Consider the following 14,222-nt stretch of genomic DNA (forward strand, 5'->3'; position numbering starts at 1 on the left):
GACCATCTCTCTAACCTTTTTCCTTGTACCTTTAACCCTCCTTTCACCTCCTTTCGCACCCCATTCTTAGGGAGCTTTCCTCCTTTTGTCAACTCCCCCTTTTGGGGGGGACACCTTTAGGGTGGCAGGGGGGTGTGAAAGGGGTGTGAAAGCTAGCGGCGGTAAAGGACCCGGGGCCTGGGGTTGCCGTGGGTTTCAACCTGGGGGAGGTCGGTGTTCTGGGCGCTGGAGCTTTGGATGTAGAACTGTCCTCCGCCGTTGCGGGTGGCACCACCCATGCTAACGGCACCCCCGATGAAGGCCCCTGTGCCGTTAAAGGTGATCTGGCCCCTTGCCCACATAAAAGCATGGGTATCGGCCCGTCCGTTGAAGGTGATGTCCCCCTCGCTCACGATAGCGAGGGCGTGGTCGTTTAGCAGATTAGCTCCGCCGTTAAAGGTGATGCTTTGGCGGGCTGCTAGGGTGCTGTTCCCACGGAAGAGGGCGTTTGCGTTTAGGTTGACGTAGCCTCCAGAGTAAAACTTGCTGTCCGTGGCTTGGACGTCCCCGAGATTTACCCCGCTTCCTGCTGCCACCTTGACCCCTTGCAGGGTGGCGCTTCCGTTCACCTGGAAGGTGCCTCCCACGTAGAAGGTGACCCCGCTTAACGAGGTGCCGCCTGGAAGGGCTACGTTGCCCTGCACGCACACGCGCAGATTAGAGCCGTTTAGGGCGTTCAGGACGAGGCCCAGGAGAGCGTTCACGTCCGTGGGAAGGTTGGTGTGGCCTCGGGCATCAAGGAAAGAGGTGAGTTCATCGCTCCTTCCGGGATCCAGGCTGGAGAAGGTCACGTCGCACCGTCCTCCTGCCACGGCGTCCGGGTAGGGACTCGAGGCCCTCACCCCTAGGGCGGTCTGGGCCAGGTTGTCCACGTCGGGAGGGCTGATGCGGTAAGCCTCCCGCCAACGCACCTGACGCCCCGTGACCGCATCCGTGCACACCAGGTCGGGGTCGCCGGGGGTTTGGTAGACGGGGCAGACCTGGTACTTGGGCGCGTTGCCCTGGCACACGCTCCGGTTGTTCCCCGAGGCGTTGCACTGCGGGTTCCCTACCCTGGCCCCGCCCGTGATGGGGGGAGGGCTGAGTTCGCTAACGTTACGGCAGTTCGCCCCGTTTTCGTCGCACACCCGGACTTGCCCCGTGAGGTTGGCGTACCCCAGGTCGGCGTGGAGCCGGGCGTTCCGGAGGTCCACCCCGCCGTTGATGGTGATGTGACCCCCGGTGATCCAGCCTTGGCCGAAGAGGGGGTGGGTCCTTTGGGCGGGCACCGCCTGGAGGCCCAAGAGGGCCACGGCCTGGTGCCGGGCCATGCCCTGGGTGCCCGTGCTTTCCACCCGGTACTGCCCGTTCCCTTCGGCGGTAAGGGTGGCGGTGTAGCCTGGGCCCCTGAGCTGGACCGTGCCCGTGGGTGCTCCTTGGGCTGCCAGGTGGGCCAAGGCGTGGTCAATCCCGGCTTCCGCCCGCTCCCGGGCCACGGCTTTTTGGGCCAGGTGGCTACCCGTCCGCAGGTTGGCCTCGGCCCACAGGCTCACGGCCAAGGAGAGGAGGAGGACCACGGTCATGGCGGAAAGGACACTGACCAGGGCAATCCCTTTGCGCATACGTACCTCCTTCAACGCACCAGGTTGGGCATGGCTACCACCACGAGCCGCTCCGCCCGGGGGTGGCCGTCCTGGGGAGGGCTATAGCCGGAGAGGAGTAGATCCCGGCCTAGGCCGGGAGCCTTCTCCCAGTCCACTTGGCTTCCCGGGGTGAAGGGCCTTGCCCCCGTGCGCCAGGGGGAGCGGGCGGCCAGGTAGAGAGCTAGGGCTTCCACCTTGGGGTTCGCTCCCCCTTGGGAAAGGGTGACGCTAAGGTTCCCGCTCGCCCAGCTTCCTCCCGAACGGTAGGCCAGCCGGAAGGCCTCCACCCCGTCCATCACGGGCTGGTTGAGGGTGGGGGCGCAGGCCTCGCCGGTGCAGGTTCCCCAGTAAAGGGTCCCATCCCGAAACGCGTACCCCACGGTGCGGACCTTGCCCATGCTCTCGCTGGAGCAATAGATCTCCATGCCGTCGTCGCAGAGGAAGCGGAGGAGGAGGCTACCGGAGAGGACGAGGGGTGTGCCCGTTTCCAGGCGGTAGCCCGCCAGGGAGGCTTCCCGGGCGAGGACCATAGCGGTGAGGGAAAGCTCCTCGCTCAGTAGGGCCAGGGCCCGCTGGGTGCGCTCAAGCCGCAGGGTGCTCTGGGTGGTGGCAAGCATCGCGCTGAGGAGGAGGCCCAGGATGGCAAGGCTTAGGAGGACTTCCAGGAGGGTAAAGGCGCGCCTCATGGCCGATAGACCACCGTTTCCAGGGTCAGGCGGGGGGAGTCCTTGGGGACCTCGAGGACCACCCGGAAAGCGTGGGCTGTTCCGGTGGCCGGGCATTCCAGGGTGCCGTCCGCCTTAGCGGCGCAGGGGGTGTAGGTGCACCGGGCGGTGGCCGTGGTCAGGGAGAGGGTATCCCGGCAGAGGGCCTCTATGTTTCCCGGGTTGGCCCGCATGCTTGCCAGGAGGTTTTCCGCCTCGCGCACCAGGGCCTGGGTCAGCCGACCGCTTTGGGAAGCCCTGAGGCTGGTGACCTGCAGGCCGAGGAAGGCGAGGCTTACCATGGACAACAGGACCACGGCCAAGAGGACCTCCAAAAGGGAGAGCCCTTTAACACCCACCGCCCATCACCTCCCAAACCCTTCCCCCTGGTCTTAGGCAGAGGGATGCTTGGCGCTGCCCCACGTAATGCCGGAGGTTTTGGACCTGTCCATCCATTGACCCTTCCAGGGCATTGACCTGGAGTTCGCCTAAGGCTTCCATGCCTTGGGGAAGAACCCATCTCCGCAGTATGATTTCACCTTGCTCAAGCTCCCAAGCCCCGTTTGACGCCTTGAAGCTTAGGGTCTCCCCGCGGCAGATCGCCTCCGTGCGGCCTTGCTGGATGGCGGTCCGGCCTTCAGCCAAAGTGGCACGAAGCCGGTAGGGAGCGTAAAGAACGGGGTAGACGAGCGATCCCAGGACGGTCAAAATTCCCATGACCGCAAGAAGTTTCAAAAGCGTGAGCCCCCGTATCGCCCTTAGTTTCTTCTGGTCTAGCCCTTTGGGGTATCCCCCAAAAGGGAGGTCAGCAACTGGCGTTTGGGGTTTCCCGCACCCTCCCCCCTATGGACACGCAGAGAAGGACACGTTGGGAACCCATCCACAGGGCTACCCGCACCCCAGTGTGGGGCCGGCCTAGGGCGTTGAAGCGGAGGCCGGGTTGGAAACCCGTGTGGAGCTCTACCCTTGCCCCCAAGCCTGGCCGGAAGCGGGCGAGAAGCGGGTTTCCTTGGCAGGTCCCGTTTCGGTCCAGGTCTAGGCAGGCAAGCAGCCCGTCTCCCTCCGCCACCACCGCCACCATCTCTCCCCGCCGGATGGCCTCCGTTCGCCCCCTTTCCAGGAAAGACCGCAGCTCGGCGAGCAGGAGGCCTTCCCTTTCCCGGAACCACCAAGCCCCTCCTAGGCCCAAGAGGAGGCCCAGAAGGGCCAAGACCACCAGGAGCTCCAGGAGGGTGAGCCCTCGGCATTTTATGGAGCTGAAATTTTTCATGGAACCAATATAGCCCAAGTGGTTCCATCGGGATGGTATGATGACCCCATGCAACCGGTCTACATCGTTTCCGCAGCCCGCACCCCCATCGGCAAGTTCGGGGGAGCGCTCAAGGACGTAAGCCCGGTGGAGCTCGGGGCCCACGCCATGCGGGCGGCCCTGGAGCGGGCCGGGGTGGAGGGGAAGGAGCTGGACCTCTACGTCTTCGGCAACGTGCTCAGGGCGGGGCACGGGCAGCTTCTCCCCAGGCAGGCGGCCCTGAGGGCGGGCATCCCCAAGGAGGTGGACGGCTACCAGGTGGACATGGTCTGCGCCTCGGGGATGATGGCCACCTTGAACGCCTTCCAGTTCCTGCGCACGGGGGAGGCCCGCCTGGCCCTGGCCGGGGGGATGGAGTCCATGAGCCAGGCGGGGTTTTACCTCTCCCACCGGGCGAGGTGGGGGTACAAGTTCCTCCTGGGTTCGCCGGAAAGCCTCCAGGACATCCTCCTCCGGGACGGGCTTTCCGACCCCTTCACCGGCGAGGCCATGGGAGAGCAGGCGGAAAGGCTCGCCCAGGACTACGGGGTGCGCCGGGAGGAGATAGACGAGGCCGCCTACCTCTCCCACAAGCGGGCCGCCGAGGCCACGGAGAAGGGCTTTTTCGCCTGGGAGATCGCCCCCATGGAGCTCCCCGGGAAAAAGGGGAAGGTGGTGGTGGACAAGGACGAGGGCATCCGGCCCGAAACCACCCTGGAGTCCCTGGCCGCCCTAAAGCCCGCCTTCAAGAAGGACGGGGTCCTCACCGCCGGGAATAGCAGCCAGATCTCCGACGGGGCGGCGGCCCTGCTCCTCGCCTCGGAGGAGGCGGTGAAGGCCCACGGCCTAAAGCCCCTGGCCCGCATCCTGGGGGGGGCCTGGGTCGCCGGGGAGCCTTGGCGCTTCCCCGAGGCCCCTGTCCCGGCGGCCAAGCGCCTTTTGGACCGGCTTGGGATGCGGGTGGAGGACTTCGGCCTCTTTGAGAACAACGAGGCCTTCGCCCTGAATAACGTCCTCTTTAGCCGCCTCCTTAAGGTGCCCTACGAGCGGCTCAACGTCTTTGGGGGGGCGGTGGCCCTGGGCCACCCCATCGGGGCGAGCGGGGCCAGGATCCTGGTCACCCTCCTGAACGCCCTGCGGGTGAAGGGGGAGGAGCGGGGGCTTGCCGCCATCTGCCACGGCACCGGGGGGTCCGTGGCCTTCGCCCTGGAGATGGTCTAGAGGAGGCCGTCCAGCTCAAAGGCCTCGAGGCGGTACTCCTCCAAGGCCACCTGGAAGCCCCCGTTTTGCGCCAGGAAGCGGGCGGCTTCCCTTAGGGTTTCCTCCACCCAGGCGGGGTCGTTGCCCAGGACGCTAAAGCCCACCACCTCAAACCCCCAGGCGTCCAGGCCATAAAGCCTGGCGGCGGAAACGGGGAAGCGGGCCTTGAGCCTTTCCAGGGCCGGCTTGATGAGGGCCCGCTTCTCCTTGAGGCTCCGGGCGGGGGTTTCCAGCCGCGCCGTGTATAGACCCAGGTACGCCTTCATGGGCCTCAAGAACAGGTTAGAACATGGGCCCGATGCGGAAGTGCAGGATGCCCGTGGGCTTCTCCGGGCTGAAGGCGTAGTCCAGCCGCAAGGAGGGGAGCAGAACGCCAAAAACATCCAAATCCAGTTGCAGGCCGATGCCCGCTCCCCACTTTAGGCCCTGGGTGTTGTCGGTGAGGCCCGCATCGGCAAAGACGATGCCGTAGAGGTTCGTTCCTCCTTGGGGCGCGAGGTTGAAGTCGTAGCGGTATTCCACCGAGCCTGTGGTGAAGGACAGGCCGCTATACTTGCGCTCGTCGTATCCCCTGAGGAGGAAGGCTTCAGCTCCAGCTCCGGAAAGGTAGAAGCGTTCGCTTTGGGGAGGAGAACCCAACAGCGTGCCCGCCGAGAGGCGGAGGGCCAGGGCGTGGCGCCGGTCTTCCGAAAGGGGGAAGTAGGTTTTCCCCGTGGCCACCAAGGGCACGTAGGCTTGCCGGCCTCCGGTATCCGGGAAAGAGAGGCCGACGCCTGTGGAGAGGTTTAGCTCGTACCCTTGGGTGCGGAAGCGGGGGTTATCCACCAGGATATAGGCAAGGCCTGTGTCCAGGCGGAGGTTCCAAGCGGGTGTGGGCAGGAGGCTTTGGGCGAGGTTGACGTTCTTGTATCCGGTGCCGTCGCAATAGGCAGGGTCGGAAGGGCCGGCAGATGGGTTACAGGGGGCCTTTCCATCGTAGACCTCCAAGGCGTACCTAAGCCTTTGGGCGGCAATACCTAAAGAAACCCGGAGGTTGGGTAGATCTTTGGAGAAGGGCCGAGCAACGCTTAACCCGAAGCCGCTTCGCCTTTCCGTGTACTGCCATCCCGTATCCGTACTGCCATCGTAGAGGATGTTGTTGCCTACGGGGACGGAGTAGGCACTTAGGGAGAGGGAGGTGCGCACCTCTTTGAGGTCCCCTGCGTCCAGGTAAAGCCAGGGGATGGTGTAGCTAGCCGAGAAGGATAGGTTATCCCTGGCATCGTTCTGGATCCAAGAGAGCTCCACCGCCGCCTGGTGGGCTAGGCCGAACAGGTTGATTTCCTTGAAGGTCAGGCTTCCCGACCAGCCCTCTAAGGAGCTCCAGCCGATGGCGGGCTGGAAAAGTCCGGTGCGGGCCTCCTTGAGGCCAAGGACCACGGTGATTTCATCCTCCTTCTCCCCAGGGGAGAGGCGTACGGTGGGAGGCTCGGCGAGGAGCCCCGTGGCCATGAGGCGGGCAATGCCTTGGCGGAGGGCTTGTACGGAGAAGAGGCTTCCCGGCTTGGGAAGCTCCCTCAGGATCACCTCCTCCTGGGTGCGGTGGCCCCCCTGCCACTCCAGGCGGTACCCCCCGATCTTGAGCTCCACCACCTCCAGCTGGAAGGTGCCCTCCTGGAAGCGGTAGCGCACGTCCGCCACCTCGTAGCCCTTTTCCTGGTAGAAGCTGGCGATGCGCCGGGCGTCCTCCTGGGCCAGGGCGGGGGTGTAGACCTCCCCGGGCTTGAGGCGGAGGAGGCCGAGGAGGGTTTCCGTGGGGAAGGCGGTGTTGCCGCTAAGCGCCACCCGCTGGATCACGCCCCCTTCGGGCCCCACCTGGAGCTTGACCACCACCCCTTCCCCTTCCGGCACCAGGCTGAAGTTCACCACCCGGGAAAGCCCCTTGGAGAGGGCCTGCACCCCTTCCAGGAGGGCGCTATAGTTCAGGTAGTCCCCGGGCTTTAGGGGAAAGCCGGAGAGGTCCAGGTCCTCCCCTTCCACCCGTACCACCTTCAGTTCCCGCACCCGCACGCTGAGGACGCCGTTTTCCAGGCGGCTTTCCTGAAGGTCGGGGCCGCTAAAGCGGTAGCCTGCCCGCTCGTAGCGCCCGGCGATACCCCTTAGGGCCTCCTGGTACTTGGCGAAGTCAAAGGGGCCCTTGAGGGGTTCCAGGAGCTTGAGGAGATCGGCCTCGGGCAGGAGGGAAACCCCTTCCAGGCGCACCTCCTTCACCTCGGGGGTTTCCTCCACCCGGAAGGTGAGGAGGATGCCGCTCCCTTGTTCCTTGGTTTCCACCGCCACCTTGGGGGTGAAGGGGAAGCCGTTTTGCCGGTAGGCCTCCGCCAGGGCCTGGGCCGCCTCCTGGGCCCGCAAGGGGTTGTAGATGGCTTCCTTGCCGATGGCGAAGTTCTCCTCCAGGAAGCGGAGGAGGGTTTCTTGGGGGAAGGCCTTTCCCTCCACCTTGACCTCGGCGATGGGGGGGTAGGGGGTGAGGACGACCTTGAGGACGTCCCCCTCGAGGCGCACCGACACGTCCCGGAAGTAGCCCGTGGCCAGGATGGCTTTTCTGGCCGCTTCCAGATCCCCCGGCTCGTCCCCCACGCCAAAGGGCAGGGCGGCCCGGGCCAGGGCCTGGAGGACGGGGTCTCCCCCTTCCACCACCACGTCCTTTAGGGGGGCAGCCAGGGCCAGAAGGCCTAAGAAGGCTAGGGTAAGGAGGCGCTTCATGGCGGAAAGCATACCGGAAAGCGGTGAAGGGGCGGTGAGAGTAAAATGGCGGGGATGGGCGTCTACGAGGAAATCCAGGAGGCGGTTCGCTACATCCGGTCCAAGACGGACTTCACCCCCGAGGTGGGGGTGGTGTTGGGCTCGGGGCTTGGGCCCTTGGCGGAGGAGGTGGAGAAGGTGGCGGAGATCCCCTACGGGGAGATCCCCCACTTCCCCCTTTCCACCGCCCCCGGCCACGCCGGGCGGCTTGTTCTGGGGCACCTCGAGGGCAAGCGGGTGCTGGTCTACCAGGGCCGGGTCCACTACTACGAGGGGTATGGCGCCAGCGAGGTGGTCTTCCCCGTGCGGGTGGGCTTTTTCCTCGGGGCCAAGACCTTCCTCCTCACCTCCGCCGCCGGGGGGCTTAACCCCCGCTTCCGCGCCGGGGGGATTATGCTCCACCTGGACTACATCAACTTCGCCGGGGCAAACCCGCTAAGGGGCCCGAACGACGAGCGCTTAGGCCCCCGTTTCCCGGTGATGTTTGAGGCCTACGACCCCGGGCTGATAGACCTCGCCCGCCGGGTGGCCCGCAAGCAGGACCTCCACCTCTACGAGGGGGTCTATGCCTGGTTCATGGGGCCGAGCTTCGCCAGCCGGGCGGAGCTTAGGATGCTCCGGGAGCTCGGGGCGGACGCCATCGGTATGTCCACGGTGCCCGAGGTGATCGCCCTGAGGCACCTGGGGGCCAGGGTCTTGGGGCTTTCCACCATCACGGACATGGCCGTGCCCGAGCGGGAGCACCACGCCACGGAGGAGGAGGTCTTAAGGGTGGCGGCGGAAACGGGGCCCGTTTTCCGCCGCTATGTGCGGGGCATTTTGGCGGCGCTTTAATGGGGCTTCCCGAGGTTTTGGAGCGCATCGCCGAAGCCTGCCAAAGGGCGGGGCGAAGCCCAGGGGAGGTGCGCCTGGTGGCGGTGACCAAGGGGCGCACCCCGGAGGAGATCCGGGACAAGGTCCTCCGCTACGGGGACTTCCCCTTGGGGGAAAGCCGGGTGCAGGAGGCCCTGAGGAAGATGGAGGTCCTCGAGGCGGAGTGGCACCTCATCGGCCACCTCCAGCGCAACAAGGCCAAGTTCGCCCCCCGGTTTGCCCTCGTCCACTCCCTGGACTCCTTGCGCCTGGCGGAGGCCCTGGAGGGGGTGGGGGCCAAGGAGGGGAAGCGGCTTAAGGTCCTGGTGGAGGTGAACCTGGGCCGGGAGCCGCAGAAACACGGGGTTTTGGAGGAGGAGCTTCCCGAGCTCCTCGCCCGGGTGCGGGAGATGGAGCACCTGGAGCCCCTGGGCCTCATGACCGTGCCCCCCATAGGCCCCGAAAGGGTGGTCCGCCCCATCTTCAAAAGGCTTTCCCAGCTCGCCGACCGCTTCGGCCTTCCCGAGCGCTCCATGGGCATGTCGGACGATTACGTCTGGGCGGTGGAGGAGGGGGCCACCCTGGTGCGGATCGGGCGGGCCCTTTTTGTAGACTAGGGACACATGGACCTAACCCCTTTGGACGTGCGCTACCAGGAGTTCCCCACGAGCCTTCGCGGCTACCAGAAGGAGGCGGTGCGGGGCTACCTGGCCCGGGTGGCGGAGGTGATGGAGGCCCTCATCCAGGAGAACGAGGCCCTCAAGGAGCGGGTGCGGGCCCTGGAGGAGGAAGCTGCCCGGCTCAAGGAGGCGGAAGGGGAGCTGAGGCGGGCGGTGGTGGCGGCGGAGAAGATCGCCCGCGAGCTCAAGGCCCAGGCGGAACGGGAGGCCGAGCTCATCAAGAAGGAGGCCCAGGCGGCCAAGGAGCAGGTCCTAAGGGAGGCGGCGGAGGAGCTTAGGCGCATCCGTGGAGAGATTGAGCAAGCTAGGCGGGAGAAGGCCCTTTTCCTCGCCCAGTTCAAGGGGCTTTTGGAAGGGTATCTGGAGTCCTTGCGGCGGCTGGAAGGGGAGGCTTAAGCCCGCCGGGAAGGGGCCTTAGGCCCAGGTAGAGCCAAAGGCGGTAGAGGGCTTCCCGTACCCAGTAGCCCAAGGGGTAGGGGCCGGGCACGGGGTGGCCCTGGGCCGGTATCCCCAGGAGCCGGGCCAGGAAGAGGGCCCGGGGGAGGTGGGGGGCGTCGGTGACCAGGAGGACGGGGCCCCTTAGGTAAGGCTTAAGGAAGAGGAGGTTCTCGTAGGTGTTTTGGCTTTGCGTTTCGCAGAGGAGGGCCTCCTCGGGCACCCCCCTGGCCTTTAGGTAGCGGCAGCCCACCTCCCCCTCGCTCCACCGGTCCCCCGGGGCTTTCCCCCCGGCCACGGCGATCCGGGGGGCAAGGCCCTTTTGGTAGAGGGAGAGGGCGGCCTGAAGGCGCCGCTCCAGGGCGGGGGAGGGTCTTCCCCCGTACTGGGCTGCCCCCAGGACCACGATCCAGGCGTAGTCCCCTTGGGCGAGGGCGGGGAGGAGGAGGAAGGCGAGCCAAAGCGGGCGCACGGGCCCTACTCTACGCCCAAACGGCCAGGTTTTGCTATACTAAAGGGGCATTGGAGAAGATCTTTGGTAGGACGGAAGGGCTCAAGAAGAGCGAGCTTAAGAAGCTTTCCAACCTGTACCGCCGCCGGGTGCCCCCGGAGCGGGTCATCACCCCCGAACTCGCCCAGGCCTTGGCCCTCCTCTCGGCGGAGGTGGGCCGCCCCCTAAGCCTCCTTCTGGACCGGGAGGGCCGGGTGGTGCGGGTGGGGGTGGGGGACGCCAAGGAGCTTCCCATCCCCGAGGGGGCGAGGGCGGAGCGCAGGCTTTCCGGCTTCCGCCTCCTCCACACCCACCTTTCCCCCGGGGGGCTTTCCCGGCCCGACCTTTCCGTGCTCTTCCTCAACCGGCTGGACAGCATGGCCGCCCTCGAGGTGGCGGAGGGGAGGCCCACCACGCTCCACCTGGCCTTCCTCTCCCCGCCCAAGGCCCTGGAGGAGGACTGGCGCATCCTGCCCCCTAAGCCCTACTTCCAATACCTGGAGTTGGACCACCGCAAGGAGGTGGAGGCCCTGGAGGAGGAGCTCGCCCGCCAGGCCCGGGTGCGGGAACTCCAGGACGGAAGCGGGGAGCGGGCCATCCTGGTGGGGGTGGACCTGGGGGAAGGCCCCGAGGCGGAGGCGGGCCTAAGGGAGCTCGCCGAACTCACCCGCACCGCTGGGGGCGTGCCGGTGAAGAAGGTCCTGGTCTACCGCAAGGCCCTGGACCCGCGCTACCTGGTGGGGCTTGGCAAGCTGGAGGAGCTCAAAAGCCTCGCCTACCACGAGAACGCCTCCACCCTGATCTTCGGCCTGGAGCTTTCCCCCGCCCAGGCCCGGGAGATAGAAAAGGCCACGGGCCTTAAGGTCCTGGACCGCACCCAGCTCATCCTGGACATCTTCGCCCTCCACGCCAAGACCCCCGAGGCCCAGGCCCAGGTGGAGCTGGCCCAGCTCAAGTACCTCCTCCCCCGCCTGGTGGGGAAGGGGAAGGAGCTGAGCCGCCTTGGCGGCGGGATCGGCACCCGGGGCCCCGGGGAGACCAAGCTGGAGGTGGACCGGAGGCGGCTCCAGGAAAGGATCGCCCACCTGAGCCGCAAGCTGGAGGAGTACGCCAAAAGGCGGGAGGAGGCGAGGCGGCAAAGGAAGCGCCGGGGCGTGCCCCTCATCGCCGTGGTGGGCTACACCAACGCCGGGAAGACCACCCTCCTCCAGGCCCTGGCCCGGGGCGGGGAGCCGGGGGAGGACAAGCTCTTCGCCACCCTAAGGCCCCTCACCCGGCGGGGCTTTCTGCCCGGGGTGGGGGAGGTGCTCTTCACGGACACCGTGGGCTTCATCCGGAAGATGCCGGAGGAGCTCCTCACGGCCTTCCGGGCCACCCTCGAGGAGGTGCGGGAGGCGGACCTCTTGGTCCACGTCCTGGACGCTTCCGAGGAAGGGGGCTTGGAGCGGTACCGGGTGGTGGAGGCCCTCCTCGAGGAGCTTGGGGTGGAGGCCCCGCGGGTCCTCGCCCTTTCCAAGGCGGACCGGGCGGCCCCGTACGACGTCTACTACCTCCAGGAGCGGCTTGGGGGGGTGCCGGTTTCCGCCCTGAAGGGCACGGGGCTTCCCGAGCTCAGGGCGGCCTTGGCCGAGGCGCTCCTTCGGGCCGGGGCCAGGCCCCAGGCCTGGGCTCAGTACACGTGAAAGCCCTTTAGCCCGGTCGCCTCGGCCCACTGCACCTCCACCTCGTCCACCCGGGCGAGGCGGGGGCCCTGCTTGAGGTGGTGGAGAAAGGCCCGAAGCTCCTCCTCCGGGCCTTCCGCCACCACCTCCACCCGGCCATCCGGCAGGTTTTCCGCATAGCCGGAAAGGCCTAGCTCCAAGGCCTTCTTCTGAGCGAAGGCCCTGTACCCCACCCCCCTTGCACCCTTCCCTTCACCAAGGCCACCAGGCGCGGCATGAGGGCATTTTACGGGGCCTGCCATGCCGCTTTCATCTCCCTTCCCTATGCTTAAGGAGATGCGGCGGGGGCTTCTCCTCCTTCTCCTGGGGTTTCTCTCCCTCTTGGCCCTCCTCGCCTGGCCCCCCCTCCTCAAGGGGGCGGTGGAGCGGGGCCTGGCCCTGGGGGGCTTCCAGGGGGAGGTGGGGGGGGTGCGGGGGCACCTCCTCCTGGGCCTCACCCTGTGGGGGGTGAGGCTTCAGGGGGAGGGGCTTTCTCTGGAGGCGGAGGAGGTGGGCCTCCGCTACGACCTCCTGGGGCTCTTGCGCCGGGAGCTTCCCCTAAGCCTCCGCCTCCAGGGGGCCCGCCTAAAGCCCACCTGGGAGACTCTCATCCCCGAGCAGCCGGGCCCGCCGCCGGCCCTCAAGGTGGTCCTCCGAAGCCTCGTCCTGGAGGACGCCGAGGTGGAGTTCCCCCAAGGAAAAAGGCTTTTCCTTCCCCCCTTGCGCCTCACCCTCACGGGGGAAAACCCCTACCGCTTCCTGGCGAGGCTTCCCGGGGGGAGCTTCCAGGGGGAGGCGAGGGCCCTTGCCCCGGACCTTTCCGCCTGGGAGGTGCGCTTTGGGGGCGAGGTTTCGGGGCTTTCCTTCTTCTACCCGGGGCTTAAGGGGGGGAGGCTTTCGGGGCTTTTCCGGCTTGGCCCTAGGGGCATGGCGGGGGAGGCCCAGGTGGAGGGCGGGGTGGTGGAGCTCGTGGGCTTCACCCTCACCCGGGTGGCAGGCCCCATCCATCTCCGGGAGGACCAGGTGGAGGCGCGCCTTAGGGGGGTGGGCCTCGAGGGGCCCTTGGAGGCGGAAGCGGAAGTGGACCTGAAGGGGGAGCGCTACCGCTTCCGGCTGGAGGGTAGGCCCAAGCTTCCTGCCTTGGCGCGGCACTTTGGTCTTTCCCTGCCCGTGGAAGGGGAGGGGCGCTTGCGCCTCGAGGGGGAGGGCTGGGCGGAGCTCAAGCTCACGGGCGGCTTCCAGGGGGAAGGGCGGTTCTTGGGGGAGCCCTTCCGCCACTGGGGGCGGCTTGGGTTTGACCGGCTTTTCTCCCTGGAGGTGGAGGCGGAGGGGCGGCTTTTTGACCGCACCTACCGCCTGGGCTTCGCCCTTGAGGGGAACAGGTACCGGGCCACCTACGCCGATGCCCTGGGGAGCCGGCTTGCCCTTGCGGGGGAGGGGGGGCGGCTGCGGGGGGGTGGGGTGGCGGCCTGGCCGAGGCCCCTAGAGGGAAGGGCGGAGGTGGCCTTCGCCCTGGAGGGGAGCCGCTACCGGGTGGGGGTGCGAAGCCCAGGGGTGGCGCTTCCCCTCTTCGCTCCCCTGGACCTCTCCGGGGAGGTGCGGGGGGAGGGGGCGAGGGTTTCCGGGCGGCTTGGGCCTTTGGCCCTTTCGGGAACCTGGGACGACCTTTTCCTGGCCCTCGCCCCTACCCCTTTGGCGGTGGGGGGCCTCGAGGGGGAAGGCCGCCTCCAGCGGGGCCGGCTTTCCGCCACCCTCCGCTACGCCTCCCCCTACGCCGCCTTTCCCCTTGGGGTGGCGCAGGAGGCCTCGGGCTTCCGCTTCTTTAGCCCCTACGGGGAAGGGGCGTACCGGAAGGGGGTTTTCTCCTTGCGCCTATGGGGTCTTCCCGTGCGGGCCCTGGACGAGGTGCGGCTTTGGGGGGAGGCGGCGTACCGGGAGGGGGCCCTTTCCGGGAGGCTTCGGGCGGAGGGGCGCTACCTGGAGGCCGCCGCCACCCTTCGCCGTCTGGGGGCGGAGCTTTCGGGAAGGCTTAAGACGCCCCTCGGGGAGCTTCCCTTCGCCGGGGCTTACGACCCCGGGCCGGGCCTTAGGCTCAGGGCCGGGGGGCTCACCCTGGCCTACAAGGAGGCCCTGAGCCTCGAGGGGGAGGCCGCCTTGGGGCCCTTGGCCCTGCGGGCGGACCTGGCCTACCAGGGGGGCTTTAGGGGCTACGCCGAGGTACGGGCCTACGGGGTGGAGGGGAGGCTTCTTGGGGAGGGGAAGCGGCTTGCCCTGCGCCTTAGGGGGTACGTGGAGGGGGAAGGGGAGGTCTACCCTGGCCTTCACGTTGCGGGCAGGCTCCTTCCACCCTTGCCCGAGGGGCTTCGCC

Annotated in this window: 12 protein-coding genes and 1 pseudogene; 5 read left to right on the forward strand and 8 right to left on the reverse strand. The window is 67.2% G+C overall.

The genetic code is table 11. The features are described 5' to 3' along the window. Nucleotides 1–152 precede the first annotated feature (152 nt). The 4 genes from LXN00_RS04905 to LXN00_RS04920 all read right to left on the reverse strand — a co-directional run bounded on the left by LXN00_RS04905 (nucleotide 153) and on the right by LXN00_RS04920 (nucleotide 3,635). Nucleotides 153–1,640, reverse strand: a complete 1,488-nt coding sequence (locus LXN00_RS04905; protein WP_234505610.1) for a hypothetical protein — start codon at nucleotides 1,638–1,640, stop codon at nucleotides 153–155. Nucleotides 1,641–1,651: 11 nt separating this feature from the next. After that, nucleotides 1,652–2,347, reverse strand: coding sequence for a prepilin-type N-terminal cleavage/methylation domain-containing protein (locus tag LXN00_RS04910; RefSeq protein ID WP_234505613.1), 696 nt, complete (start codon nucleotides 2,345–2,347; stop codon nucleotides 1,652–1,654). Further along, the gene (locus LXN00_RS04915; protein WP_234505616.1) at nucleotides 2,344–2,724 is read right to left on the reverse strand and encodes a prepilin; all 381 of its coding nucleotides are present in this window, start codon (nucleotides 2,722–2,724) and stop codon (nucleotides 2,344–2,346) included. Before LXN00_RS04915 ends, LXN00_RS04910 begins: the two co-directional genes overlap by 4 nt. Before the next feature lie 446 nt (nucleotides 2,725–3,170). Further along, nucleotides 3,171–3,635, reverse strand: a complete 465-nt coding sequence (locus LXN00_RS04920; protein ID WP_234505619.1) for a GspH/FimT family protein — start codon at nucleotides 3,633–3,635, stop codon at nucleotides 3,171–3,173. Nucleotides 3,636–3,683: 48 nt separating this feature from the next. On the opposite strand from LXN00_RS04920, the gene LXN00_RS04925 reads away from it, so the two are divergent. Beyond that, on the forward strand, nucleotides 3,684–4,874 hold the full coding sequence (locus tag LXN00_RS04925; RefSeq protein ID WP_234505622.1) for a thiolase family protein: 1,191 nt from the start codon (nucleotides 3,684–3,686) through the stop codon (nucleotides 4,872–4,874). Here the strand turns inward: LXN00_RS04925 and LXN00_RS04930 are convergent. Next, complete coding sequence (locus LXN00_RS04930; protein ID WP_234505625.1) at nucleotides 4,871–5,179, reverse strand: DUF503 domain-containing protein; 309 nt, start codon at nucleotides 5,177–5,179, stop codon at nucleotides 4,871–4,873. The two genes, LXN00_RS04925 and LXN00_RS04930, sit on opposite strands and share 4 nt — an antisense overlap. Before the next feature lie 16 nt (nucleotides 5,180–5,195). Beyond that, nucleotides 5,196–7,658 carry a BamA/OMP85 family outer membrane protein gene (locus tag LXN00_RS04935; RefSeq protein WP_234505628.1) on the reverse strand — a complete coding sequence of 821 codons (2,463 nt, stop codon included), beginning with the start codon at nucleotides 7,656–7,658 and terminating at the stop codon, nucleotides 5,196–5,198. Nucleotides 7,659–7,703: 45 nt separating this feature from the next. Here LXN00_RS04935 and LXN00_RS04940 point away from each other — a divergent pair, with 45 nt between their 5' ends. From LXN00_RS04940 to LXN00_RS04950, 3 genes are read left to right on the forward strand one after another with little or no spacing between them, the layout of a single operon-like run. Continuing rightward, entirely contained in the window at nucleotides 7,704–8,531 is an 828-nt protein-coding gene (locus LXN00_RS04940; RefSeq protein ID WP_234505631.1) for a purine-nucleoside phosphorylase, read from the forward strand. After that, nucleotides 8,531–9,166, forward strand: coding sequence for a YggS family pyridoxal phosphate-dependent enzyme (locus LXN00_RS04945; RefSeq protein WP_234505633.1), 636 nt, complete (start codon nucleotides 8,531–8,533; stop codon nucleotides 9,164–9,166). The genes LXN00_RS04940 and LXN00_RS04945 overlap by 1 nt, the downstream gene beginning before the upstream one ends. A gap of 6 nt (nucleotides 9,167–9,172) precedes the next feature. Next, on the forward strand, nucleotides 9,173–9,625 hold the full coding sequence (locus tag LXN00_RS04950) for a DivIVA domain-containing protein (RefSeq protein WP_234505636.1): 453 nt from the start codon (nucleotides 9,173–9,175) through the stop codon (nucleotides 9,623–9,625). Here LXN00_RS04950 and LXN00_RS04955 read toward each other — a convergent pair. Continuing rightward, nucleotides 9,567–10,136: a YdcF family protein gene (locus LXN00_RS04955; RefSeq protein ID WP_234505639.1), complete on the reverse strand. Its 570-nt coding sequence runs from the start codon at nucleotides 10,134–10,136 to the stop codon at nucleotides 9,567–9,569. The genes LXN00_RS04950 and LXN00_RS04955 overlap by 59 nt on opposite strands. Before the next feature lie 50 nt (nucleotides 10,137–10,186). On the opposite strand from LXN00_RS04955, the gene hflX reads away from it, so the two are divergent. Then, nucleotides 10,187–11,836, forward strand: coding sequence for a GTPase HflX (gene hflX / locus LXN00_RS04960; protein ID WP_234505642.1), 1,650 nt, complete (start codon nucleotides 10,187–10,189; stop codon nucleotides 11,834–11,836). Here the strand turns inward: hflX and LXN00_RS04965 are convergent. Beyond that, nucleotides 11,824–12,092, reverse strand: a pseudogene (locus LXN00_RS04965) (acylphosphatase). The gene hflX and the pseudogene LXN00_RS04965 overlap by 13 nt on opposite strands. Between the last annotated feature and the right edge of the window lie 2,130 nt (nucleotides 12,093–14,222).

The sequence above is a fragment of the Thermus brockianus genome, assembly GCF_021462505.1.
Lineage (GTDB): Bacteria > Deinococcota > Deinococci > Deinococcales > Thermaceae > Thermus > Thermus hydrothermalis.

Excerpts from the sequence above, each read along its gene's own strand:
- LXN00_RS04930 (WP_234505625.1), bottom strand. The coding sequence starts at position 5,179 with ATGAAGGCGTACCTGGGTCTATACACGGCGCGGCTGGAAACCCCCGCC.
- LXN00_RS04905 (WP_234505610.1), bottom strand. The coding sequence starts at position 1,640 with ATGCGCAAAGGGATTGCCCTGGTCAGTGTCCTTTCCGCCATGACCGTG.
- LXN00_RS04925 (WP_234505622.1), top strand. The coding sequence starts at position 3,684 with ATGCAACCGGTCTACATCGTTTCCGCAGCCCGCACCCCCATCGGCAAG.
- LXN00_RS04920 (WP_234505619.1), bottom strand. The coding sequence starts at position 3,635 with ATGAAAAATTTCAGCTCCATAAAATGCCGAGGGCTCACCCTCCTGGAG.
- LXN00_RS04945 (WP_234505633.1), top strand. The coding sequence starts at position 8,531 with ATGGGGCTTCCCGAGGTTTTGGAGCGCATCGCCGAAGCCTGCCAAAGG.
- LXN00_RS04940 (WP_234505631.1), top strand. The coding sequence starts at position 7,704 with ATGGCGGGGATGGGCGTCTACGAGGAAATCCAGGAGGCGGTTCGCTAC.
- LXN00_RS04950 (WP_234505636.1), top strand. The coding sequence starts at position 9,173 with ATGGACCTAACCCCTTTGGACGTGCGCTACCAGGAGTTCCCCACGAGC.
- LXN00_RS04935 (WP_234505628.1), bottom strand. The coding sequence starts at position 7,658 with ATGAAGCGCCTCCTTACCCTAGCCTTCTTAGGCCTTCTGGCCCTGGCT.
- LXN00_RS04910 (WP_234505613.1), bottom strand. The coding sequence starts at position 2,347 with ATGAGGCGCGCCTTTACCCTCCTGGAAGTCCTCCTAAGCCTTGCCATC.